Origin of the sequence: Paraburkholderia sp. J76, assembly GCF_905220295.1 — a bacterium.
Taxonomy (GTDB): Bacteria; Pseudomonadota; Gammaproteobacteria; order Burkholderiales; family Burkholderiaceae; genus Paraburkholderia.
Map to the genome: position 1 here is coordinate 111,525 of NZ_CAJMZJ010000011.1, position 24,343 is coordinate 135,867.

Below are 24,343 nucleotides of genomic sequence, written 5' to 3' on the forward strand. Positions count from 1 at the left end.
CTGCACAAACCGTTCAGTTCGAACGCGTTCGCGCCTGGTTCATCCATTGCGCCACCCGCGCGGGCAGCGTCGTCATATCGTCGAAAATCTCGATTGCGCCAGCCTCGCGCAACTCGTGCGCGTGCGCGTCGCCGCCTACGTGCGTGCCGCCCACGAAGCCGAGCACCGTCATGCCGGCCGCGCGCGCCGCGCTCACGCCCGTCACGCTGTCCTCGACCACGAGGCACGCAGCGGGCGCGACGTCCATGCCCTGCGCCGCCGCGAGATAGACGTCGGGCGCGGGCTTCGGTCGGGCGACGATATCGGCGCAGTACACGCGCGGGCCGAAAAATCGCTCGAGCCCGTTGCGCGCCAGCACTTCGCGCACCACCGCCGTGTAGCTGTTGCTCGCGCACGCCTTGGTGAGCGTCACGGCTTCCAGCGCGGCGAGCACGCCCGGAAAAAGCGGCGCCTCGCGCGCTTCGGCTTCGGCCACCGTGCGGATCGCATCGACGTCGGCGGCCGTGAGGCTGCGCCCGAGCGCTTCGCCCGCGCCGCCCAGCACGCGCTCGATGCGCTGGCCGAGCAGCGGCATCACCACGGGCGCCGCGTCCGCGCCGGGCCAGCGCGCTTCGAGTTCGCGCACCAGCACGCGAGCGGCCACGGCTTCGCTGTCGATCAGCACGCCGTCGCAGTCGCAGATCAGGGCTTGAATGGACATCGCTTTGTCCATTACTTGACCGCACCGAACGTGAGGCCGCGCACCAGTTGCTTCTGCGAAAGCCAGCCGACGATCAGCACCGGTGCAACCGCGAGCAGCGACGCCGCGGAAAGCTTCGCCCAGAACAGACCCTCGGGACTCGAATACGACGCGATGAACACGGTGAGCGGCGCGGCGTTCGAACTGGAGAGGTTGATGCTCCAGAATGCTTCGTTCCACGAAAGAATGATCAGCAGCAGCGCGGTCGATGCGAGCCCGGGAACGGCCATCGGCATGAGCAGATAGACGATCTCCTGCCAGGTCGCGGCGCCGTCCATGCGCCCGGCTTCGAGAATGTCGCGCGGAATCTCGTTGAAGTACGTGAAGGTCATCCAAACCGCAATCGGCAAATTGATGAGCGTATAGACGATCACGAGGCCGGTCACGGTGTCGAGCAGACCGGAATTCTTCCACAGCAGATAGATCGGCACGAGCACGCCCACCGAAGGCATCATCTTCGTGGAAAGCATCCACAGAAGGATCTTCTGCGTGCGCTGGGTTGGGAAAAACGCCATCGCGTAGGCCGCCGGCACGGCAAGAATCAGGCAGACGATCGTCACGCCCGCCGAAATCAACACAGAATTCCACGCGAACGCGAAGTAGTTGCTGCGCGCGAACACCTCGCGGAAGCTGTCGAGCGTCGGCATGAAGAAGATCGTCGGCACATAGGCTTGCTGCTCGGTCTTGAATGCCGTGATCGTCATCCAGAAGATCGGGAAGAACAGCGCGAGCGCGATCAGCCATGCGAGCAGCCCCGGCAGAACGCGCCCGATGAACTGCAGCGGCGACGCACGGTCGACGGCGTGGGGCGACTGCGCGGGCGTAGCGGTAATCTGGCTCATTTTTCGTACTCCCCTTTGAGGTTGCGCGCGAGCATGCGCACGAGGAAGAACGACACGATGTTCGCGAGCACGACAGCGAGAATGCCGCCGGCCGAAGCGATGCCCACGTCGAACTGTTGCAGGCCCATCGAGTAGATCAGGTAAGTGAGGTTGGTGGTCGCGTTGCCGGGACCGCCGCCCGTGGTCGTGTAAATCTCCGCGAAAATCGACAGCAGGAAGATGGTTTCCATCATCACGACCACCGCAATCGCGCGCCGCAGGTGCGGCAGCGTGATGTAGAAAAACAGGGAGATCGGGCCTGCGCCGTCGATTTTCGCCGCTTCCTTCTGCTCCTGGTCGAGCGACTGGATGGCCGTGAAGAGAATGAGGAATGCGAACGGCAGCCACTGCCACGCCACGATCATGATGACGGCGGTGAGCGGGTAAACCGCGAACCAGTCGATCGGCGTGAGGCCTACGGAGCGCATCGCGATGGCGACAAGCCCGTACACCGGGTGCAGGATCATGTTCTTCCAGATCAGCGCGCTCACCGTGGGCATCACGAAGAACGGCGCGATGGCAAAGAGGCGCGCCACGCCCTGACCGATGAACTTGCGGTCGAACAGCACCGCCATCAGCACGCCGCCCACCACGGTAATCACGAGAACCGACACGATCAGCTCGATGGTGTGCACGATCGACGGCACGAACGAGGGGTCGGTGGCAAGGAACCGATAGTTGTCGAAGCCCGCGAAACCCTTGAGGTCGGGATTGAGCAGGTTGTATCGCGTGAACGAATACCAGATCGTCATCGCGAGCGGAATCGTCATCCACAGCAGGAGCACCGCTACGGACGGCGACACGAGCCAGCGTGACGCCGAGCGGCGTGATTCCACCTGCTGAGGCTTCTGTGGCGTGCGCGCTCGATTGAATATAGGCATGGGGAGATGGAGATGACGCATGAGGACCACCCTTCTCGTTTGCGCGCCGGCTCAAGGCGTCGGCGCGGCATCGGCTTCGCGAGGGCGCGCGCCGCGCCGGGTGGCCCGGCGCGCGCTCGCGTTGCTGCGCTGGCTGCCTGAACTTCGCAGCCTTTACTTCTCGCAGTTACTTCTGATATCCAGCTTGCGCCACGGCGCGGTTCGCGGCGGCGTTACCCGCGGTGAGCGCCTGATCGACGCTCATCTGCCCCGCCACGGCGCCCGCAATGCTCTGACCCACGACCGTACCGAACGACTGGAATTCAGGAATCCCGACGAACTGGATACCCGTGTACGGCACCGGCTTCGCGGTCGGATGATTCGGATCGGCGGTCTGGATCGCCTTGAGCACGAAGTCCGAGAACGGCGCGGCCTTCTTGTACTCGGGATTCTGATACGTCGAAATACGGGTGCCCGAGGGCACCGAAGCCCAGCCTTCGTCCTGCGCGACCATCTGCACGTATTCCTTCGACGTGGCCCATTCGATGAACTTCTTCGCGGCGTCCTGCGACTTCGACGACTTCGGCACCGCGAGCGCCCACGACCACAGCCAGTGCGCGCCGTTGGGCGTGACTTCGGTCGGCGCGGCCGCGAAGCCGATCTTGTCGGCCACCTGCGACTGCTGCTTGTTGTAGAGAATGCCGGCCGCGACCGTGGCGTCGATCCACATCGCGCACTTGCCCGAGGACATCAGCGTAAGGTTCTCGTTGAAGCCGTTCGAACTCGCTCCCGGAGGGCCGTCCTTTTTCAGCATGTCGACATAGAAGTTCACCGCCTTCTTCCACTCGGGCGACGTGAGCTGCGCCTGCCACTTCTCGTCGAACCAGCGGCCGCCGAAGGTGTTCGCGACCGTCGTCACGTACGCCATGTTCTCGCCCCAGCCGGCCTTGCCGCGCAGGCAGATGCCATACGTGCCGGCTGACTTGTCGGTGAGCTTGTCGGCGAAGTCGCGGATCTGGTCATAGGTAGGCTGCTCGGGCATCTTGAGGCCCTTCTTGTCGAACAGGTCCTTGCGGTAATACGTCATCGAGCTTTCGACATAGAACGGCAGCGCGTAAAGCGTGCCGTTGTACGAGAGGCCGTCGCGCGCGGTCTTCACCACGTCATTGATGTCGTAGCTCGCGGGCAGGTTCGTCATCGGCACGATCCAGCCGCGCTTGCCCCATTGCGGCGCCTCGTAGGTGCCGATCATCATCACGTCGAACTGGCCGCTATTGGTCGTGATGTCGGTGGTCGCGCGCTGGCGCAGCACGTTCTCTTCGAGAATCACCCAGTTCAGCTTGATGCCCGGATTGGCCTTTTCGAAGGCCGGCGAGAGCTTCTTCAGCTCGATCATGTCCGGGTTGTTCAACATGGCGATCGTGACGGTCTGCGCGTGAGCGGCGCTCGCCGCGGCGACGAGTGCGCCCGCACTCACCGCGCGGCTTATGCATTTCGCGGCGGTCTTCATTGCTGGCTTCATGACGTTGTCTCCTTGTTCGTTGCGTTATGTCTTGCTGCAGCCGTGCTGCTGTCGTGATGCGTCGTGCAAGGGTTGCGGCGAGGGTTGCGGGAAAATTCAGCTCATCCAGTTTCCGCCATCGACATTGAGCGTCTGCGCGGTGATGTAATCGGCGTCGGCGGAAGCGAGAAAGAGCGCGGCGCCCGTGAGGTCTTCCGGCAGACCCATGCGACCGAGCGGCACGGCCTCGCCCACGAGGCGCTTTTTCTCGCCGGGCGCACGATGCTCGTAGCGCGCGAAAAGCGCGTCGACCTGCTCCCACATGGGCGTGTCGACCACGCCCGGCGCGATGCCGTTCACGTTGATGCGATGCGGCGCGAGCGCCAGCGCCGCCGACTGCGTATAGCTCAGCACGGCGGCCTTGGTTGCACAGTAGTGCGAAACGAGTGCTTCGCCGCGGCGGCCCGCCTGCGACGACATATTGATGATCTTGCCGCCCTGCCCCTGCTCGACCATACGGCGCGCCACGGCCTGCATGAGGAAGAACATGCCCTTCACGTTCACCGCGAAGAGGCGGTCGTACACGTCCCAGGATTCGTCGAGGAGCGGGCGCATGTCGAAGAGCGCCGCGTTGTTGAAGAGGATGTCGATTCGGCCAAAGCGTTCGACCGTGCCCAGCACGATGCGCTCGATGTCCTCGCGGCGGGTAACGTCCGCGGAGATTGCGAGCACGCGCTCGGGATACGCGGCGGCCAGCGCGGGAGCGACGGACCCGGCGGCCTTTACGTCGACGAGCACGCAGCGCGCGCCCTCGTCCAGGTAGCGCTGCGCGACCGCCTCGCCAATACCGCTCGCCGCGCCCGTGAGCACGGCTACCTTGTCCTGCAAACGTCCTGCCGCTGGGCTCGCGGTGTGTGACACAGGTTGTCTCCAGTTTTCTGGTCGTGTGGGGCGCGCCCCGCAGGCATTCCGCGGAAGCATCGGAGCGATCGCCCGACATGTGAGCATTTGCTCTGTCGTTGATCGAATGATCGGATACGAGTAGGAGACTGTCAAGGCGAACAAACGCCATAGGACGAGATTTCGATGGTGCGACGCGCAAGCCCCGGCGCGCCGGGGCCCGCAGACCCGGCCCTGACCGGATGGCAAACCCGCCTCGCCAATCGAAGTGATACGTTATATCATCTCGCCTTCGCGACACCGACGCTTCCGCGCCCGCTTTCCGGCTCCTCTACAGACAAGGATAGAACCATGATCACGTTCAGCCGCGCCAACTGCACGCTCCGGCTTGCTACGACAGGCACGCGCCCAGGCTTCGCGCTGGCGCGCTTTGCGGCCGGCCTCGCGCTCGCGCTGGGCACGGCGTTCGGCGGCGCGAGCGTGGCGCACGCGGCCAGCGCCACGATTCCCGTAGTGGCGGCGGAAAACTTCTATGGCGACGTCGTCAAGCAGATCGGCGGCAATTACGTGGATGTGACGAGCATCCTGAGCAATCCCGACCAGGACCCGCACCTTTTCGAGGCGAGCCCGAAGACCGCGCGCGCGCTCCAGAACGCGCGCGTGGTGGTCTACAACGGCGCCGACTACGACCCGTGGATGACCACGCTGCTCGGCGCAACGGGCGGCGGCAAAAGCGCAAGCACGCGCACGACGATCGTCGCGGCGGACCTCGTCGGCAAAAAAGCGGGCGACAATCCGCACCTCTGGTACGACCCGAAGACGATGCCCGCTGTGGCGCGCGCCGTGAGCGCCGCGCTCGGCGCGGCGGACCCCGCGCACAAGAGCGTGTACGATGCCAACCTGGCAACGTTCCTCGCATCGCTGCAACCGGTCGACGCCAAAGTCGCGACGATGCGCGCGCGCTACCAGGGGCAACCGGTCACGGCGACGGAACCGGTGTTCGGCTATATGTCAGATGCGATCGGCCTCGACATGCGCAACCTGCGCTTCCAGCTCGCGACGATGAACGACACGGAAGCCAGCGCTTCGGACATCGCCGCGTTCGAGCGCGACCTGCGCGAGCGCCGCGTACGTGTGCTGATCTACAACAGCCAGGCGACCGAGGCGCTCACGCGGCGCATGCTGGCGCTGGCGAAGCAGTCGAAAGTACCGGCCGTGAGCGTGACCGAAACGCAGCCGGCCGGCGTGAACTTCCAGCAATGGATGCTCGCGCAGCTCGATTCGCTCGACAAGGCGCTGGCAGCGGGCGCACCCGCGCAACACTAACCGTATTCAGCAAGGACAGATGTCATGACCGGGGCCGGCCCTACGCCCACCGATATCGCTTCACACCACGCACAGCGCAACGGCGCCCACCGCGCGCCCGCGCCCGTGCTCACGCTCGCGGGCGTGACGCTCACGCTCGGCGATCGCACGATCCTGCGCGACGCGAACTTCGCGGTGAACCAGGGCGAATTCATCGGCGTGCTCGGGCCGAACGGCGCGGGCAAGACCACGCTCATGCGTGCCGTCCTCGGCCTCGTGCCGGCTTCGCACGGCGCGATCCGCGTGCTGGGCGAGCCGGTCGCGCGCGGCAACGCGAAGATCGGCTACATGCCGCAAACGCGTACGGCGCTCGCGAGCCGCCGCGTGCGCGGCCGCGACTTCGTGGCGATGGCCGCCGACGGCCACCGCTGGGGCCTGCCGCGCGCCGACGCCGCCACCCGGTCCGACGTCGCGCGCGTGCTCGATCTCGTCGGCGCGACGGCGCTCGCGGATCGTCCGCTTTCGGAGCTCTCGGGCGGCGAGCGCCAGCGCCTCCTGCTCGCGCAATGCCTGCTCGGCGACCCGAAGCTGCTGCTGCTCGACGAGCCGCTCATCAGCCTCGATCCGAACCATCAGCGCGGCGTGGTCGAACTCGTGCGCCGCGTGCAGCGCGAGCTTGGCATCGCGGTGCTGTTCTCCGCGCACGAACTCAATCCGCTCCTCAACGCGCTCGACCGCGTGCTGTATCTCGGCAACGGCGTGGCCGCGCTCGGCAGCGTGGACGAAGTCATCACCGCGCCCGTGCTCTCGCGCCTCTACGGCTCGCCTATCGAAGTGATGCGCATGAACGGCCGCATCTTCGTGATGTCGGGCGACGTGGAAGTGGAAAAGCACGATCACGAGCATGAGCACGATCATGGCCATGACCACGGCGGCCACGGCCACGCACATGGTCACACCCACGGCGACAACAACAACGCACACGGCCATACGCACGATGCTTGAATACGATTTCATGGTAAACGCCTTCGCGGCGTCGGGCATCGTCGCGGTGCTCGCAGGCATCGTCGGCTATTTCCTCGTGATGCGCGGCCAGACCTTCGCGGGCCACGCGCTTTCTCACGTAGGCTTCACGGGCGCGACGGGCGCCGTGCTGCTGGGCGTTTCGCCGATGTGGGGCATGGTGGGCTTCACACTCGCCGCGGGTGTCTCGATGGGCGCGCTCGGCGAAAAGCTCGCGGGCCGCGACGTGGCGATCGGCGTGATTCTTTCGCTCGCGCTCGGTTTCGGCCTGCTGTTTCTGCACTTCTTCACGTCGTACGCCACGCAGGTCACGGCGCTGCTGTTCGGCAACGTGCTGGGCGTGAACCGCGAGACGCTCGGCGTGCTCGCCGCGCTGGCGGCGGCGAGCCTCGCGGCGCTGGCCGTCATCATGCGGCCGCTGCTGTTCGCGTCGCTGCAGCCCGAACTCGCCGAAGCGAAGGGCGTGTCGCTGCGCGCGGTCTCGATGCTGTTCCTCGCCATCGCCGCGCTTGCGGTGGCCGCCTGCACGCAGATCGTCGGCGTGCTGCTCGTCTTCACGCTGATGGTCGGTCCCGCCGCCGCCGCGCAGAATCTCACCACGCGCCTTTCCACCGGCCTCGTGCTGGCCGCGCTGCTCGCGCTCGTGCAGGCGTGGCTCGGCGTGACGCTCGCGTTCTACACCGACTGGCCCACCAGCTTCTGGATCACCGCGCTCGCCGCGCTCGTCTACGGCGCGAGTCTGATCGGGCGTCGCTAGAACGCTGCGCGCAATGCCCATCGGGCAAGCCGACGCGGCTCCTCACGACGCCGGCGCAAACCACGTGCGAACGCGGCCATACAGGTCGATAAAGCGCGCATAGCGCTGGGCAAGCGCGGCGTCCTCGCGCGGCGACGCGACGTGTGTGGCAGCGGGCGCAAGCGCCGCGAGATCGCTCATGCGCCAATGCCCGCAGGCGAGGCCGCCCAGCATCGCCGCACCGCGCGCCGCCGCATTCGGGCAATCGATCGCGCGCAGGTCTGCGTCGAGCGTGTCCGCGAGCAACTGCCGCCAGCGCGCATCCACCGAGCCGCCGCCCGCCAGCTTGAGCGCCGGCACAGGGCGCGCCTCTCGCGTGCTTTCGATGGAACATTCGTAAGTACTGCGTACGGCATCGAGACCCGCGCGCAGTGAGAACGCGACGCCCTCGAACGCCGCGCGCATGAGCGTGCCGCGCGAATCGCCAAGGCTGGCGCCGAGCCAGCCGCCGCGCGCCGTGGGGTCGAGCCACGGCGAGCGTTCGCCGCTCAGGTAAGGCAGGAAGGCGAGCGTTGCCGATGGCGGCGCGGCGAACGCGTCCGCGTAGGCCTGCGCCCATTCGTAGGCCAGCCAGCCGCGCGCCGCTTCGAGCGCCACGCCCACGTTCTGCATGGCGGCCATGGTGTACCAGCCGCCCGTGGCCGAACGGTAGCGATGGAGTCCGCGCCGCGCGGGCGGCTCGCTGCGCGCGGTCACGACGATCTGGCCGCCGGTGCCCGTGGTGAGGAGCGCGTCGCCTTCGTCGGCGAGACCGCTGCCGAGCGCGGCGCAAGGCGTATCGCCCGCGCCCGTCGCGAGCACGACGCCTTCGGGCAGCCCGAGCGCGCTTGCGGCGGCCGCGCTTAGCGTACCGCTCGCTGCATGCGAAGCGGCCAGCGGCGCAAACCAGCGCCGGGGCAATCCCAGCCGCTCGATCAGCGCGAAATCCCACGCGCCATCGGGCGCGGCGAGCGCCGTCGCGCAGGCATCGGAAGGATCGGCGACGAGTTCGCCGCCCAACGCCGCGCGCAGCCAGTCTTTCGGCTGCAGCGCCCAGCGCGCGGCCTGTGCGACTTTGGGCTCATGCCGCAGAACCCAGCACAGCAGCGGCCCCGCCATGCCAGGTGCAACGGGATTGGGCTGCGGATGCGCGAGGTCGTCGGGCCACGCATCGAGCAGCGCATGCGCGCGCGTGTCGGGCCAGAGCATCGCGGGGCGCAGCGCGCGCCCCGCTTCGTCAGTGAGCACGACGCCATGCATCTGCCCGGAAAAGCCGATGGCGCGCACAGCGGCGCGCTCGCTCGCGGGCAGGCGCGCGCAGGCCTCGACCAGCGCGTCCCACCAGCGATCCACAGCGATTTCGGCCGCGCCGGGCTGCGGGGTGTCGAGCGCGTAGGCCACGCTCGCGGCGGCGCGCTCGACGCCGTCGCCATCGACGATGCCTAGCTTGAGGGAACCGGTGCCGAGGTCGATGCCGAGGAAACGCGTCTGCGATGGGCTCATGAGAAGCGGTGTGTGTGAAAAAGAGAAGCCATCATACCGGTGCGATGCGGGGACAGAGGCGTGTCTCAAATATGCGAGCATCAGCGGCGATTTCGACGCGAAAAATACGCGTTCGCGGGTTAACCCGGTCGCTAAATCCGCGATGCCAAATGACTCACATTCCGCATTCGAAATAGAGATCATAACGAGGCGGCCATATGTGACACGCCCTTTCGGCGTCGCCGGTCGCCGCCCCCTATATCCGCGCGTCGCACACGTGGCCGCAGCGCCACCCAACCAGCCCTGCTCCGTACGCCGCGCCAAAGCGTTCAACCGCCGCAAACACTGGGCTTGCCGCCTTGAGCCGCAACGCGCCCGAGCCGAAGCGGCGCTTGCCGAGGCTCCGCTAGAGCCGCCGCGCCCGCCGATCCCACCCTTATCTCACCCGCTTGTCCCCGCGTGCGCATATCGCCGCCGGAAAGCACGGAATAGTCTCCAGCGGTCTTGTTGCATATTTTCTTACCGCATACCTTGGAGGCCATATCCTTAAACAAAGAGACGGAGACAGACGACATGCAAGCCAAGGGCATTGAGGACCAGGCCGCCCAGCGGTCTGGCCAGAAGCAGGTTCATCCCTGCGACGAGCGCCTGCCGTTCAGCCAGTTGCTGACGCTCGGCATCCAGCACGTGCTCGTGATGTACGCTGGCGCGGTCGCCGTGCCGCTCATCGTCGGCGGCGCGATCGGGCTGCCGAAGGACCAGGTCGCCTTCCTCATCAGCGCGGATCTGTTCGCGTGCGGCATCGCCACGCTGATCCAGACGCTCGGCCTGTGGATTTTCGGCATCCGCCTGCCCGTCATCATGGGCTGCACGTTCGCCTCGGTGGGCCCGATGATCGCCATCGGCACCAATCCGTCGCTCGGCCTGCTCGACATCTTCGGCTCGACCATCGCGGCGGGCGCAATCGGCATCGTGATCGCGCCGATGATCGGCAAACTGTTGCGCTTCTTCCCGCCCGTGGTCGTGGGCACCGTGATCGCGGTGATCGGCCTCTCGCTCATGGAAGTGGGCATCAACTGGGCGGCCGGCGGCGTGGGCAACCCCGACTACGGGAACCCGACCTACCTCGGTCTCTCGCTGCTCGTGCTGATGCTGATCCTGCTCATCAACAAGTTCGGGCGCGGATTTGTCTCCAATATCTCGGTGCTGCTCGGCATTGTCGCGGGCTTCGCCATTGCGCTGGCGCTTGGCCGCGTGAATCTCGCGGGCATGGCCAGCGCACCGTGGGTCGGCATCGTCATGCCGTTCCACTTCGGCATGCCGCGCTTCCACATCCTGCCGATCGCGACGATGGTGATCGTGATGTTCGTGACCTTCATCGAATCGACGGGCATGTTCCTCGCCGTGGGCGACATGGTCGAGCGCCCCGTCGATCAGGCGACGCTCGTGCGCGGCCTGCGGGTGGACGGTCTCGGCACGATGATCGGCGGCATTTTCAACTCGTTCCCGCATACGTCGTTCTCGCAGAACGTGGGCCTCATCGGCGTGACGGGCGTGAAGAGCCGCTACGTTTGCGCGATGGGCGGCGTGATTCTCGTGCTGCTCGGCCTCTTTCCGAAGATGGCGCAGATGGTCGCCTCGGTGCCCGCCTTCGTGCTGGGCGGCGCGGGCATCGTGATGTTCGGCATGGTGGCGGCGAACGGCATCAAGGTGCTCTCGCGGGTGGACTTCGTGAAGAACCAGCACAACCTCTTCATCGTGGCCGTGAGCGTGGGTTTCGGCCTCGTGCCGGTGGTGTCGCCGCACTTTTTCGCCAAGTTGCCGCCCGCGCTGTCGCCGCTGCTCCATAGCGGCATCCTGCTCGCTTCGGTTTCGGCCGTGGTGCTGAACCTGATCTTCAACGGCGCGAAGAGCGAGAAAGCCGCCGAGCGCGCCATTCGCCGCGCCGGGCACGATCTCGAAGGCCGCCCCGACGCGAATCAAGCTCCGGATGCGGGCCACGAAATGCCGCGCTCGGCCGCGCACTGAGCCGATCGAATGAAGTCGAAAGTATCGAGTTGACGCGAGAGGTGCTCCGCTCGCAGGTGTTCACCTACATACACTTGCGGGCAGGGTCTTTTGCTGGTTCGGCGCCATGGGAAACCGTGGCGCCTTTTTTTTGCGACGGCGCCGCGGCAACGGCCCCGCGCTGGGCGGGATCGCAATCGACTTGCTCTGCCGCAACAACTTCGAAGTTCTCCGATAGAAACCCGATCGACGCCTGCCTAAGATGCGACCGGGCCCACGAAACCAGTGTGGACGCCCTCCATTCTTCTTTCGAGGCGAGCTTGTTCAAGAAAACTGTCGATTCGTGGGACCTTTTCGATACGCTCGTAGGCCGCTTCCATATCTCGGCCGAAAGCGTCTTCGATCTCATGGCGCCGAAAACCGGCATGCCAGGTTTCAAGGCGGCGCGCATGCAGGCGCAGCGCGATCTGGACGCCATCGGCAAACCGTACGATCTGCGCGAGGTCTACCGGCAGTTCTGCCGGACCACGGGCGCGGACGCACGCTCGACGGCGCCGGCATTGTTCGCGCTCGAAGTCGCGACCGAACTGGAGCAACTGATTCCCGTGCGCGCGCAAATCTCGCAGGTTGCGCGCGGCGACCTGATCGTGTCGGACATGTACCTGCCCGAAGACATCATCGTCGATATCCTCCGGCGCGTGTGCGGCCTCGCGCAGAACGGCTATCCGCCGGTGGTCGGCAACTGGGGCAAGCATACCGGCACCGTCTGGCCGGTTATTCAGCAGCACTACATGATTCGCTGTCACCACGGCGACAACCCGGTCGCCGACGGCGTCATCCCGCAGCGGTTCCGCATCCGGACGCGGCACGTCACCGATACCGGCGTCACGCCCTGGGAAAATGCGCTGCTGCAGGCCAACATGCGGGAAATGGCGCTGGCGCTGCGCGAGGTGCGCCTGCGCTGCATGCCCGCACAGGGCGGCCAGTTCGAATATGTGGTGGTCGGCGAATTCCTTGGCATGCTCCTGCTCTACGCGCTGTTCCTGCGTATCCATGCCGAAGAGCGGGACATTCGCCACTATCTCTTCGCGGCGCGCGAAGGGGTTCACCTGTCCGCCGTGTTCCGCGCGCTCATGCCGGGCTTCGACAGCGAGGTCATCGATTTCAACCGCCGTATGCTCGGGAGCGGGCGAGCCGATGGCTGGTTCCGTTCGCGGCTCACGCCGCACAGCGCCGCAGTCGATATCGTCAGCTCGGGGCGAAGCGTCGGGCAGTTTTGCGCCCGCACGGGTGTGACCGTGCCGCTCGTGACGCTCTTTTCGGTCGGAACCGCGACATTGGCCCCTGAGGAAATCGAGGCGCGCGAGCGAACGGGATTTCTCGCGGTCCTCGGGCCGGATGCGCCGGACGACCGGTTCCATGCGATCGAAGCGTTGACGGACCCGGGCTATCCGTCCGTTCACGATATCGCCATTGACGCCGGCTCGCGCGCCGTCGTCCGCGCGATGACGCCGGACGACCTGACGCCACGCGAGCGCGAATGTGCTGAGTTCGTCGGCAACGCGGTAACCGAACTGGTCGAAGTGATCCACCGGCGATCGCTGCGCTTCGATGGCGTGGACAAAACGCAGATCACGACGCTATTGCGGCAAGCGTCGCAAGCGTTGTTGAAGCTTCAGCACCACATCGAGTCTCCCAGCTATCTCGCGAAAAACATATTTCCGCAGAACAACGACGAAGCGAGGCAAGCAGCCGATGTATGAGCGAGCGAGGTAGCCGCCAAAGAAAAAACGCCACGGTCTCCCGTGGCGTTCCTGTTTCCTGCAGCCTAAGCCGTAACGCCGCTTAGCCAGCCGTTGCGGCCGAAGCCGCCGCCGGCGCGCTAGCCGCACCGTAGTCGGCGGGCGCATCGGGTTCGCGCGGCGTCTCGCCCGCGTGCTCGATCCAGCCGCCGCCCAACGCGCGATACAGATCGACGAGGTTGGTCAGCCGCGCGAGGCGCGCCGAGACGAGCGACTGCTGCGCGGTGTAGAGGCTGGTTTGCGCGGCGAGCACCGGCAGATAGCTGTCCACGCCGTTTTTGTAGCGCAGCTCCGAAAGTGTGAGCGAGCGCTGGTTCGCGAAGGTGCTGCGCTCGAGCGCCGCGATCTGCTCGTCGTAAGTGCCGCGCGCAGCCAAACCGTCGGCCACTTCGCGGAACGCGGACTGGATCGACTTCTCGTAGCTGGCGATCTCGATGCGCTTCTCGACGTTCGCGAGTTGCAGGTTCGCGATGTTCGAGCCGCCCTCGAAAATCGGCAGCGTGATCTGCGGCACGAAACTCCACGCCGCCGTGCCCGCCTTGAAGAGACCGCCAAGCGAAAGGCTTTCGGTGCCGAACGCCGCCGTGAGCGAGATCTTCGGGAAGAACGCGGCACGCGCCGCGCCGATGTTGGCGTTCGCCGCGAGCAGCGACTCCTCGGCCTGCATGATGTCCGGACGCCGCGTGAGCAGGTCCGAAGGCAGCCCTGCCGGAATGTCGTTGAGCAACGCCTGGCCGTCGAGCGGCAAGCCTTGCGGCAGGTCCGCCGGCAGCGGCTCGCCAATCAGCAGCACGAGCGCGTTCTCGGCCTGGGCCCGCGCACGCAGTTGAGCCTGCAAATTGGCCTGCGCGTTCTCGACCACGGTTTGCGCCTGGCGCAAATCGAGTTCGGTGCCCGTACCCGTATCGAACTGCGCCTTCGCGATGTTGTACGAGTCCTGCGCCGTCTTGAGCGTTTCCTGCGTGACCTTCAGCAGGTCGTCGTCGGAGAGCATGGTCAGGTACTGGTCCGCGACTTCCGACACCAGCGTGATCTCCGCCGCCTTGCGCGCATACGCGGTCGAGAGATACTGCGCCAGCGCCTGGTCCTTCAGGCTGCGGATGCGCCCCCAGAAGTCGATTTCCCACGACGCCTGCACGCCCACGTTATAGACGCTGTACGGATTGTTCGGCGTGGTCTGGAGGTCGCGGGGCACGCGCGTGCGCGAATCCGTGGCCACGCCGTTGATCGCCGGGAACAGATCGGCGCGCGCGATCTGATACTGCGCGCGCGCCGCCTCGACATTGAGCACCGAGACGCGCAGATCGCGGTTGTTCTTCAGCGCGATGTCCACGAGTTGCTGCAGGCGCGGATCGACGAAGAACTCGCGCCAGCCGATGTCGGTCGCCGCGGCGCCGTTGGCGCTGGGGGCGGCCTGGCCATTCTGGCCGTTCTGGCCGTTCGCGACGGGTTGCGTCGCGTAGACGCCGCCCTGCGGGAACGTCTGCGACACCGGCGCCTCAGGGCGGTGGTACCACGGTTCCATCGTGCAACCCGCGAGCACGGTGGTGGCCACCGCGGCGGCCACCGCAATTACGGATAGTTTATGCATCTCAATGTCCTTCCTTGCCCGGACCGTCGCCGTTGCCGCCATTGCCGCCCGCGCCGCCCTGGCCGCCGGCGCCACCGCCATTCGCGCCGTTGTCTTCGTCATGGTCGTGCGCGTGGTGCTCTTCGTAATGCTGGAGCGCGACGTCCGCGTCTTCCTTCTCGCCGGCGAACTTCGCGCGAATCACGACGAAGAACATCGGGATCATGAAGATCGCGAGGAACGTAGCCGTGATCATGCCGCCGATCACGCCCGTGCCGATGGCGTGCTGCGAAGCCGAACCCGCGCCGTTACTGATCGCGAGCGGCAGCACGCCGAGAATGAACGCCAACGACGTCATCAGAATCGGCCGCAGACGCAGTCTCGATGCTTCGAGCGCCGCCTCGATCGGTCCTATCTTCCCTTCGGCCTGCAGGTCGCGGGCGAACTCCACGATCAGAATCGCGTTCTTCGCCGACAGACCCACGGTGGTCAGCAGACCCACCTGGAAGAACACGTCGTTTTCGAGGCCGCGCAAGGTCACCGCGAGCAGCGCGCCGAGCACGCCGAGCGGCACCACCATGATGACCGCGAACGGGATCGACCAGCTTTCGTACAGCGCCGCAAGACACAGGAACACGACGAGGATGGAGATGCCGTACAGAATCGGCGCCTGCGAGCCCGACTGGCGTTCCTGATACGACAGGCCCGTCCATTCGTAGCCGATGCCCGCGGGCAGCTTCGCCGCGATCTGCTCCATGGCCGTCATGGCCTGGCCGGTCGATTTGCCCTGGCTCGCCTGCCCCTGGATTTCCATCGCCGAGATGCCGTTGTAGCGCTCGAGCTTCGGCGAACCGTAGGTCCAGTGGCCGCTTGCGAACGACGTGAACGGCACCATCCCGCCCGAACCGTTGCGCACGTACCAGAGACCGAGATCTTCCGGATTCATGCGGAACGGCGCGTCGGCCATGGCGTACACCTTCTTGATACGGCCGTCGGTGTCGAGGAAGTTGTTCACATACGCCGATGCCCACGCGATCGAGAAGGTCTGATCGACCGCCGCCGACGTCACGCCGAGCGCATTGGCCTTCTCGCGATCGATATCGACCTTGAACTGCGGCGTGTCGTTCAGGCCGTTCGGGCGCACGAGCGCGAGCGACGGGTCCTTCGCGGCCATGCCGAGCAGCATGTTGCGCGCTTCCATGAGCTTCTCGTGGCCGACGCCGCCGCGATCCTGCAGCTCGAAGTCGAAGCCCGACGCCGTGCCGAGTTCCGGAATCGAAGGCGGATTCACCGGGAAGATCGTCGCGTCCTTGTAACCCGCGAAGTGGCCGTACATGCGGCGCACCAGCGCCTGGACCTTCTGGTCCGCGTGCTGACGCTCCTTATAGTCCTTCAGGCGCACGAACACGAGACCCGAGTTCTGGCCGCGGCCCGCGAAGCTGAAGCCGTTCACGGTAAAGGTCGACTCGACGATGCTGCCTTCGTCCTTGAGCAGCCAGTTCTGGATGTTCGCGAGCGTGCGGGCCGTGGTTTCCTGCGTGGAGCCGGACGGCGTTTGCACGATCACGAACATCGTGCCCTGGTCTTCATCGGGCAGGAACGACTTCGGCAGGCGTACGAACAGCAGGCCAACCGCGACGATCACCGCGAGATAAATGATGAGCCAGCGGCCCGAGCGCTTGATGACGTGGTAGACGCCGCTGTGATACTTATCGCGGCTCTTTTCGAACGTGCGGTTGAACCAGCCGAAGAAGCCCTTCTTCTCTTCGTGATGGCCCTTCGGAATCGGCTTGAGGATGGTCGCGCACAGCGCCGGCGTGAGAATCAGCGCGACGAGCACGGACAGCACCATCGCCGCCACGATCGTGAGCGAGAACTGCCGGTAGATGGCGCCGACCGAGCCGCCCGAGAACGCCACCGGCACGAACACCGCGGAGAGCACGAGCGCCACGCCCACCAGTGCGCCGGTGATCTGGCCCATGGCCTTGCGCGTGGCTTCCTTCGGTCCCAGCCCCTCTTCCACCATCACCCGCTCGACGTTCTCCACGACCACGATCGCGTCGTCCACCAGCAGGCCGATAGCGAGCACGAGACCGAACATGGACAGCGTGTTGATGGAGAAGCCCACCATCGCCATGATCGCGAACGTGCCCAACAGCACCACCGGCACCGCGATCGTCGGAATCAACGTCGCGCGCAGGTTCTGCAGGAACAGGTACATCACGAGGAACACCAGCACGATGCCTTCCAGCAGCGTCTTGATCACTTCCTCGATCGATAGGCGCACGAACGGCGTGGTGTCGTACGGGTACTTCACGACGAGACCGTGCGGGAAGTACTTAGAGAGATCGTCGATCTTCTGGCGCACGAGCTTCGCGGTTTGCAGCGCGTTGGCGCCCGTGGCGAGCTGAATGCCGAGGCCGGCCGTCGGCGCGCCGTTGTACTTCGTGTCGAAGTTGTAGTTTTCGCCGCCCAGCGTGATGCGCGCCACGTCCTTCAGGCGCACCTGCGAGCCGTCCTGGTTCACCTTCAGCAGGATGTCGCCGAACTGCTCGGGCGTCTGGAGCAGCGTCGACTCCGTGATGGTCGCCTGGAACGATTGCCCCGCCACCGCCGGCGTGCCGCCTAGCTGGCCGCCCGCGATCTGCACGTTCTGCGCGGTGATCGCGGCTGTGACGTCGCTTGGCGTCAAACTGAAGTTCGTGAGCTTGTTCGGATCGAGCCACACGCGCATCGCGTACTGCGACCCGAACAGCGTGACCGTACCCACGCCGTCGATACGGCTGATCGGATCCTGGATGTTCGACGCCACGTAGTTCGCGAGGTCGTACTTGGTCATGCTGCCGTCTTCGGACACGAACGCGAGCACCAGCAGGAAGCTGCTGCTCGACTTCGTGACCTTGATGCCGAGCTGCTGCACCACCTGCGGCAGAATCGGCGTGGCGAGCTGCAGCTTGTTCTGCACCTGCACCTGCGCGATGTCCGGGTCGGTGCCCGCGGCGAAGGTCAGCGTGATGGTGGCCGTGCCCGAGTCATCGGAGGTCGACGAGATGTACAGCAGATGGTCGAGACCGCTCATCTGCTGCTCGATCACCTGCGTGACCGTGTTTTCCACCGTCTTGGCCGAGGCGCCCGGATAGTTTGCGCTGATCTGGATGGACGGCGGCGCGATGGTCGGATACTGCGCGACCGGCAGCGTGAACACCGACGCCACGCCCGCCAGCATCAGAATGATGGCGATCACCCATGCAAAGATTGGGCGATCGATAAAGAACTTTGCCATGAAGCAGGCTCCCGGTTATTGCGCTGCGGAGGCGGCAGGCGCAGCCGAGGCAGCCTTCGCGCCCGAAGCCGCTCCCGATGCCGCGCCGGCACCGTTCGCAGAACCCGAGGCCGAAGACATGTCGGCCGAAGGCGCGCCCGGGGGCGGCGGCGGCGGCAACTGCGCGGCGACCGGCTTGACCTGCAAGCCCGGCTTCACCTTGTCGGTGCCCTGCACGATCACGCGGTCGCCCGCGTTCAGGCCGCTCTGGACGACCCAGTCCTGGCCCTGCGTGCCCGAGGTGACGATCGGCGTCGGCACCACCTTGTTGTCCTGGTTGACGACGTACACGGACGCCTGGCCCTTCTGGTCGTGCTGAACGCCAACCTGCGGCACGAGGAACGCGTTGTTGTTGATGCCTTCCTCGATGCGCGCGCGCACGAACATGCCCGGCAGCAGCACGTGGTCGGCGTTCGGGAACAGCGCGCGGATCGTGACCGAACCCGTGGTCTGGTCGACCGTGATGTCGGTGAACTGCAGCTTGCCCTTTTCCGAATAGACACGGCCGTCTTCGAGAACGAGCGAAACCTTCGCGGCGTTCGGACCGCTCGTCTTCAGGCGCCCTTCCTGGATCTCGCGGCGCAGCTTCAGGCCTTCGAGGCTCGACTGCGTGACGTCGACATACATCGGGTCGAACTGCTGAACCGTCGACAGGAGCGTCGCGGCGCTCGCCTGGACATAGGCGCCCGGCGTGACCTGCGAAATGCCGACCTGGCCCGTGACCGGCGAAACGACGTCGGTGTAGCCGAGGTTGATCTGCGCGGTGTCGACGGCGGCCTTGCCGGAGGCGACGTCCGCGACCGCCTGACCCTGCGCGGCGATGGCGTTGTCGTAATCCTGCTTGCTAACCGCGTTGGCCTGCACCAGCACCTTGTAGCGCGAGACCAGTGCGTTCTGCGTGACGACGTTGGCCTGGGCTCTCGCGAGCGTGGCCTTGGCGGTGTTGAGCGAGGCGATATACGGCGCGGGATCGATCTTGTAGAGCCGCTGCCCGGCCTTCACGATCGCGCCTTCGGTGAACTCGCGGCGCAGGACGATGCCGTCCACCCGTGCGCGCACTTGCGCGACGAGGAAGGCACTGGTGCGGCCAGGAAGCTCGGAGACGACCGGCACGGCGGTCGGCTGGACGGTGACGACACCCACTTCGGGGGTTTGCGGCGGCGGCGCCGACTGCTTTTGCCCGCAGGCTGCGAGCACGATGGCAGCCGTCGCGACACTGATTAGGCGGAATGGAACCCGTTCGACGCGCATGGAGCGACCTCTGTCTATAACTGACAATAAAAGCGTGCGGCGTCCTGCAACGAGGAGGACGGCCACGCACGCCAGCATCTGGCAAATACCTGACGGATAAGCCCGGTACTTCTTCTAGAAAGGCGCGTTCCGGTCCGTCCGGGCGATACTGCCGCGCGCCGCTGCGAGTAGCGTCGCGCATTGGGGTTTCTACGACCACTTGGCCAAGGACGGATATTAACCGGACATCCCCACTTGAGGCACCCAAGTGGTGGGGTGCTATTATAGATACATTCGCGAACGAATGTAAAAGGACGTTACGTAACCGTGGAATGGGACTGCGGGTGCGAACCGCGCATCATATCCATATTACAAATCAATACATTACGGTTCGCACCCTATTATGTTTAGCCGCTGCAATACACCCACTTAAGAACATGGTCCGCCGAACGAAAGAGGAAGCGCTGGAGACGCGCAACCGGATCCTCGACGCCGCCGAACACGTCTTTTATGAGAAAGGCGTGTCGCGCACGTCGCTCGCCGAGATCGCTCAGACCGCGGGCGTGACGCGCGGCGCGATTTACTGGCATTTCGAAAACAAAGGCGACCTGTTCACGGCCATGTTCGACCGCGTGGTGCTGCCGCTCGACGAACTGAAAGTGGCCTCGACGGACCCGGGCGAGCCCGACCCGCTCGGGCGCATGCGCGAACTTTGCATTCTGTGCCTGCGCAACACGGCGACCGACGTGCGCCGTCGCCGCGTGTTCGAGATCCTGTTTCTGAAGTGCGAATTCGTCGAGGAGATGGGACCGGTGATGGCGCGGCATCAAACCGATATGCGCGAGGGCCTGGCGAGCATCGAACAGGGGTTGCGCAATGCGATGTCGAAGGGCCAGTTGCCCGCCGACCTCGACCCCAAGCGCGCCTCGCGCGTGCTTCATTCCTTCATCGGCGGCGCGCTGCGCGACATGGCGATCCTGCCGGACGTGTTCGACGTGGCGAGCAACGCCGAACGGCACGTCGACGCGATGCTCGACGCGCTGCGCTACAGCTCGTCGCTGCGCGTGGGCGCGAACGACCCGGATAGCTGAGCGAACGTCCGGGTTCCGCGCACGCGGGACTCGGCCCGATCGAGGCGGCCCGCTGGCGAGGCCGCCTTTTCCTTGCCCCTCAGGCCGGCACGCGATTCGCGCGGGCCCGCTGGTTCGACGCGTAGATGTTGTCGCACGCGAGCCGCGCGCCCGACTTGACGGCGGCAAGCCATGCATCCGTGGTCACGACCGCGGCGAAACGCGAGTGCATCACCACGCCGAACACGCGGTGGATGTCCTCGGCGCTCGCGGCGCCCGCCTCGTTCGCGTACGGCACCGAGCCCGTCGCATCGGCGAGAAACTCCACCGCCATACCCGCGTGCGTCGCCTCGAATACCGTCGAGGCGTCGCAGTTGTGCGTCATGTAACCCGTCACCGTGAGCGTATCGATGCCGCGCTCGGCGAGCCACGCCTTGAGATCGGTGCCCGCGAAGGCGCTCGGCAGCGATTTTTCGACGTGGTGATCGTGCTCGCGCGAAGCCACGACCGGATGCAGTTCTGCGCCCACGCTGCCGCGCGCGAAGAGCGGCGAGTCCGCCGGGGCGACGTTCTGCACCACCACGACCGGCACGCCAGCCGCACGCGCCGCGTCGATCGCGCGGCCGATGTTGGCGAGCGATGTTTCGATGGGCGGATATTCGATCGGCAGATCGCCGCTGACATATTCGTTCTGCACGTCGATGACGACGAGCGCCCGGCGCGGATTTTCGGACATGGCCATGCCTCCTGAAGTTGAAAAGATTCGACCGCTCCCGAGAAGTGAAGTCGGTGGCAGGATTGTGGCGCTGCGAGCCCGCGCGCGACAGTGGCCCGAATGACAACTTTCGCTAGAATCGGGCCATTCATCCTGGAGATTCTCCATGGCCAACGCTGCCCGTCAAACTCCTTCGGTCGCCCCGCTGCGCGTCGCGGTGATCGCATTCGACCGCATCAGTCCGTTCCATCTCTCAGTGCCTTGCGTCGTGTTCGGCGAGGACCGCAGCGAAGGCGGCGTGCCGCCTTTCGAACTCGCCGTCTGCGCGGCGGAGCCCGGCGCGCTCACGACCACGGCAGGCTTCACGATTGGCGCGCCGCAAGGCCTGGAGGGGCTGCGCGGCGCGGACGTGATCGTCGTGCCGAGCTGGCGCGACACGCACGAGGCACCGGGCGCCGCGCTTTGCGAGGCGCTGCGCGAAGCGCACGCGAGCGGCGCGATCCTCGTGGGCCTATGCCTCGGCGCCTACGTGCTCGCGCACGCGGGCCTGCTCGACGGCCGCCCCGGCACCACGCACTGGGCCGCCGCCGACGATTTCGCGCAGCGCTTTCCGGCCGTGCGCTTCGATCCCGGCGTGCTCTACGTCGACGACGGCGATCTGCTCACTTCGGCGGGCACGGCGGCGGGACTCGACTGCTGCCTGCATCTCATGCGCCGCCTGTGCGGTTCGAGCGCCGCGAACTATGTAGCGCGGCGGCTCGTCGTGCCGCCGCATCGCCAGGGCAACCAGGCGCAGTACGTGCAGCAACCGCTCGCGGCCACCGGACGCGGCGACCGGCTGCCCGGTCTGCTCGACTGGATTCGGGCCCATCTCGACGCGCCCCACACGCTTGACTCGCTCGCGCAACGCGCGCTGATGAGCCGGCGCACGTTCACGCGCCAGTTCCGTTTGACGACGGGTTCAACGGTGAGCGCGTGGCTGCTCGGCGAGCGCCTCTCCCGCGCGCAGCAGTTGCTCGAAAGCACGGATCAGCCTATCGACGCGATCGCGCAACGCGCGGGCTTCGGCTCGGCCGCGTCGCTGCGTCAGCATTTCGTGGAGGCGTTCAGGATTTCGCCGTCGGCGTGGCGGCGCGAGTTTCGGGGAGCTTGAGGGAGTGTGCGGTTCGGCGCGCGGCACGACTCGCGCGCGCCGCGCGCCGGCGAATCAGGTGGCGGTAAACCATCGTGCCGCATAAAGCAGCAACGCCACGAAGAAGATCATCGCCGCCCACGCCCAGTAAGGCATGGCATGCGGCGGCGGCTCGTGATGCAGCGTGCTGGCCGCGCGCCCCGAGAGCGTGCCGCCCGTGTGGTGGTGCGGCAGGATATGCGCGCGCCGCGCGAGACCGGCAAGGTTGATCGGCCGCAGGAACACATGCTGCCGGCGCGGCTGCGCTCCCGCCACGCGGTTCGGCGCCTGGCCGTGCTTGGCCGCGACCACGGCGCAGAACTCCGTGAAGAAGTCGTCGGCGAGTTCGTGCAGGGCGTTTTCGATCTGGCGCGGCGGCAACTCGGAAAGCGGCCCCGTGAGCGTGGCCCAGACCGAATAGTCGATGCGCGTGCTCATGTCCTTGTCCGTGGCCGGCTCTTTCGCCGTGGCGCGCTCTTCCGGACGCAAGGCGACGTCGATCTGTCCGCGCAGCGAGCCGATGCCGTCCGCGCGGGCGCGAAAGCTCAGCACGCGCCGGGGCGTGAGTGGCACCTGAGCGGTGTCACTGGCGATGTGAGCGCGCACTTCGTAGCGTGCGCGCAGCGGCCCGAGCGGTACGGTGAGCGTGATCGCGTATTCGCCGGGACCGAGCCGCCGGAACGACTCGCAATGCTCCATGCTCGCGCGCACGAGCGCCACGTCCTGCAACGCGGTCCAGACGGCGGCCGGTTCGAGCGGAATTCTCAACGCATCGTTCAGTTCCATGGCGGCTTCCCCTGTGCAAGCTACCGGCCAAATTCAGGAGGTCTGGTCGATCCGGTCCACGCGAGTCGCGTAGAAAGCCAGATATCCCTTAATGCCGGCTGCGTTATCGAGCGGCGCTTCGTAACTCCAGGCCGCTTCTTCAACGCGTCCGTCTTCGGTACGCAAATGGAAATACGTGGCCTCGCCCTTGAACGGGCAATGCGAGGTGTGTTCCGAGCGTTCGAGCCGCGCCATGTTCACATCGGCGCGCGGAAAATAGTAGACGTCGGGGTAGCCGGTTTCGCAAAGGGTGATGGCGTGCAGCGTGTCGGCAACGGTGATGCCGCCGTGAATCACGCGCACGCGGTGACGGTTCTCGACGAGGTCGATGCGATGGGCCGCATCCGGTTCGACCGCCATGTTCGGCTCCCCTGTTGTGGTGCCCTTCTGGTGCCCTGCTGCTGACGGGCGGCGCCCCGCCCTGGCCGGGCGGCAGGCCGCGCGGGGTCGCGCGGCACGCTCACGTCACACCTGTACGCTCGCGGCCTCCCTCTGCTTCATTATCGGCCAAAGTCGGCCGCGCTGCGCGAATCTTATACGCGGCGCGCGTGCGGCAGCGCTCTCACACGAGCGAGCCGCACAAGCGCGGCTGCGCCAAGCGCCCTTACCAGATGAAGGCTGCCCGCGCGCTGCCGTTCGAGCCCACCGTCACGGTGCTCGTCTTGTCGACGCCCGCATGGCTCACATGCACGCTGTAACGGCCCGGACGCACCTTCACGAGCATATAGGGCCCGCGGGAAGTCGTATCGAGCACGCTCGCGCCATGCGAGTCGGTGATCTGCACGTGGACGTCCGCCACGTACTCGCCGTTGCGCTGCGTGAAACGCAACGCGAGCGGCCACTGGCGCTCGGCGCTGAGGAGCGCCTTGGATTCGTCGAGACCCACGCCGCCGGAGACGTACGACACGTCGCCCTGTTGCTGCACCTGCGGCATGCCCCCGCCGTTGGTGTTGCCGGCGCTCGTGTTGTCGGTGGTCGTGCCGCCGACCGTGCCCGATGCCTCGGCTTGCTGCGCCGCGGCGCCGCCCGCATAGCCGAACGCAAGCGTGGCCGCGAGGATCGTCGCATAAGCGGTGGTATGGACGGGGCGCGAGTTGCGGGAATTCTTCATCGATTCGCTCCTTTCAGGTAGTCCGGTCCAACGCAGTAGCAAGGGGCGTGCCCA

20 protein-coding genes are annotated in these 24,343 nt (G+C 66.1%); 7 read left to right on the forward strand and 13 right to left on the reverse strand.

Going from position 1 to position 24,343, the window contains the following annotated elements:
- Positions 1–13 precede the first annotated feature (13 nt).
- From U5768_RS21245 to U5768_RS21265, 5 genes are all read right to left on the reverse strand, one after another.
- Entirely contained in the window at positions 14–700 is a 687-nt protein-coding gene (locus U5768_RS21245; RefSeq protein ID WP_322032363.1) for an HAD family phosphatase, read from the reverse strand.
- 11 nt (positions 701–711) lie between these two features.
- Positions 712–1,581: a carbohydrate ABC transporter permease gene (locus tag U5768_RS21250; RefSeq protein ID WP_322032364.1), complete on the reverse strand. Its 870-nt coding sequence runs from the start codon at positions 1,579–1,581 to the stop codon at positions 712–714.
- Positions 1,578–2,522 (reverse strand): carbohydrate ABC transporter permease, encoded by a 945-nt coding sequence (locus U5768_RS21255; RefSeq protein WP_415913952.1) that lies wholly within the window; start codon positions 2,520–2,522, stop codon positions 1,578–1,580. The genes U5768_RS21250 and U5768_RS21255 overlap by 4 nt, the downstream gene beginning before the upstream one ends.
- Positions 2,523–2,667: 145 nt before the next feature.
- Positions 2,668–4,002: a sugar ABC transporter substrate-binding protein gene (locus U5768_RS21260; protein WP_322032365.1), complete on the reverse strand. Its 1,335-nt coding sequence runs from the start codon at positions 4,000–4,002 to the stop codon at positions 2,668–2,670.
- Between the two features lie 96 nt (positions 4,003–4,098).
- Positions 4,099–4,902 carry an L-iditol 2-dehydrogenase gene (locus U5768_RS21265; RefSeq protein ID WP_322032366.1) on the reverse strand — a complete coding sequence of 268 codons (804 nt, stop codon included), beginning with the start codon at positions 4,900–4,902 and terminating at the stop codon, positions 4,099–4,101.
- A 330-nt stretch (positions 4,903–5,232) separates the two neighbouring features.
- Here U5768_RS21265 and U5768_RS21270 point away from each other — a divergent pair, with 330 nt between their 5' ends.
- From U5768_RS21270 to U5768_RS21280, 3 genes are read left to right on the forward strand one after another with little or no spacing between them, the layout of a single operon-like run.
- The gene (locus U5768_RS21270) at positions 5,233–6,207 is read left to right on the forward strand and encodes a metal ABC transporter solute-binding protein (protein ID WP_322032367.1); all 975 of its coding nucleotides are present in this window, start codon (positions 5,233–5,235) and stop codon (positions 6,205–6,207) included.
- A gap of 24 nt (positions 6,208–6,231) precedes the next feature.
- Positions 6,232–7,191 (forward strand): ABC transporter ATP-binding protein, encoded by a 960-nt coding sequence (locus U5768_RS21275; protein WP_322032368.1) that lies wholly within the window; start codon positions 6,232–6,234, stop codon positions 7,189–7,191.
- On the forward strand, positions 7,184–7,966 hold the full coding sequence (locus U5768_RS21280) for a metal ABC transporter permease (protein WP_322032369.1): 783 nt from the start codon (positions 7,184–7,186) through the stop codon (positions 7,964–7,966). Before U5768_RS21275 ends, U5768_RS21280 begins: the two co-directional genes overlap by 8 nt.
- A gap of 42 nt (positions 7,967–8,008) precedes the next feature.
- On the opposite strand, the gene U5768_RS21285 is transcribed toward U5768_RS21280, so the two are convergent.
- On the reverse strand, positions 8,009–9,487 hold the full coding sequence (locus U5768_RS21285) for a xylulokinase (RefSeq protein ID WP_322032370.1): 1,479 nt from the start codon (positions 9,485–9,487) through the stop codon (positions 8,009–8,011).
- 552 nt (positions 9,488–10,039) lie between these two features.
- Between U5768_RS21285 and U5768_RS21290 the strand changes: the two genes are divergently transcribed.
- Positions 10,040–11,494, forward strand: a complete 1,455-nt coding sequence (locus U5768_RS21290) for a nucleobase:cation symporter-2 family protein (RefSeq protein ID WP_322032371.1) — start codon at positions 10,040–10,042, stop codon at positions 11,492–11,494.
- Positions 11,495–11,793: 299 nt separating this feature from the next.
- A complete protein-coding gene (locus U5768_RS21295) occupies positions 11,794–13,236 on the forward strand; it encodes a hypothetical protein (RefSeq protein ID WP_322032372.1) in 1,443 nt (480 codons plus the stop codon).
- Between the two features lie 82 nt (positions 13,237–13,318).
- On the opposite strand, the gene U5768_RS21300 is transcribed toward U5768_RS21295, so the two are convergent.
- The 3 genes from U5768_RS21300 to U5768_RS21310 are packed head-to-tail and all read right to left on the reverse strand — an operon-like array spanning position 13,319 to position 19,418.
- Positions 13,319–14,866: an efflux transporter outer membrane subunit gene (locus U5768_RS21300; protein ID WP_322032373.1), complete on the reverse strand. Its 1,548-nt coding sequence runs from the start codon at positions 14,864–14,866 to the stop codon at positions 13,319–13,321.
- Position 14,867: 1 nt separating this feature from the next.
- Positions 14,868–18,128: an efflux RND transporter permease subunit gene (locus U5768_RS21305; protein WP_322032374.1), complete on the reverse strand. Its 3,261-nt coding sequence runs from the start codon at positions 18,126–18,128 to the stop codon at positions 14,868–14,870.
- Between the two features lie 15 nt (positions 18,129–18,143).
- Positions 18,144–19,418 (reverse strand): efflux RND transporter periplasmic adaptor subunit, encoded by a 1,275-nt coding sequence (locus U5768_RS21310; protein ID WP_322032375.1) that lies wholly within the window; start codon positions 19,416–19,418, stop codon positions 18,144–18,146.
- Positions 19,419–19,834: 416 nt separating this feature from the next.
- Between U5768_RS21310 and U5768_RS21315 the strand changes: the two genes are divergently transcribed.
- Positions 19,835–20,488, forward strand: coding sequence for a TetR family transcriptional regulator (locus U5768_RS21315; RefSeq protein ID WP_322032376.1), 654 nt, complete (start codon positions 19,835–19,837; stop codon positions 20,486–20,488).
- A 79-nt stretch (positions 20,489–20,567) separates the two neighbouring features.
- Here U5768_RS21315 and U5768_RS21320 read toward each other — a convergent pair whose 3' ends face one another.
- The gene (locus U5768_RS21320) at positions 20,568–21,203 is read right to left on the reverse strand and encodes a cysteine hydrolase family protein (protein WP_322032377.1); all 636 of its coding nucleotides are present in this window, start codon (positions 21,201–21,203) and stop codon (positions 20,568–20,570) included.
- 145 nt (positions 21,204–21,348) lie between these two features.
- Here U5768_RS21320 and U5768_RS21325 point away from each other — a divergent pair, with 145 nt between their 5' ends.
- Complete coding sequence (locus U5768_RS21325; RefSeq protein WP_322032378.1) at positions 21,349–22,335, forward strand: helix-turn-helix domain-containing protein; 987 nt, start codon at positions 21,349–21,351, stop codon at positions 22,333–22,335.
- 54 nt (positions 22,336–22,389) lie between these two features.
- On the opposite strand, the gene U5768_RS21330 is transcribed toward U5768_RS21325, so the two are convergent.
- The 3 genes from U5768_RS21330 to U5768_RS21340 all read right to left on the reverse strand — a co-directional run bounded on the left by U5768_RS21330 (position 22,390) and on the right by U5768_RS21340 (position 24,289).
- A complete protein-coding gene (locus U5768_RS21330; protein ID WP_322032379.1) occupies positions 22,390–23,139 on the reverse strand; it encodes a CoxG family protein in 750 nt (249 codons plus the stop codon).
- Positions 23,140–23,172: 33 nt separating this feature from the next.
- The gene (locus tag U5768_RS21335; protein WP_322032380.1) at positions 23,173–23,538 is read right to left on the reverse strand and encodes a DUF427 domain-containing protein; all 366 of its coding nucleotides are present in this window, start codon (positions 23,536–23,538) and stop codon (positions 23,173–23,175) included.
- Positions 23,539–23,782: 244 nt separating this feature from the next.
- The gene (locus tag U5768_RS21340) at positions 23,783–24,289 is read right to left on the reverse strand and encodes a carboxypeptidase regulatory-like domain-containing protein (protein WP_322032381.1); all 507 of its coding nucleotides are present in this window, start codon (positions 24,287–24,289) and stop codon (positions 23,783–23,785) included.
- Positions 24,290–24,343 lie beyond the last annotated feature (54 nt).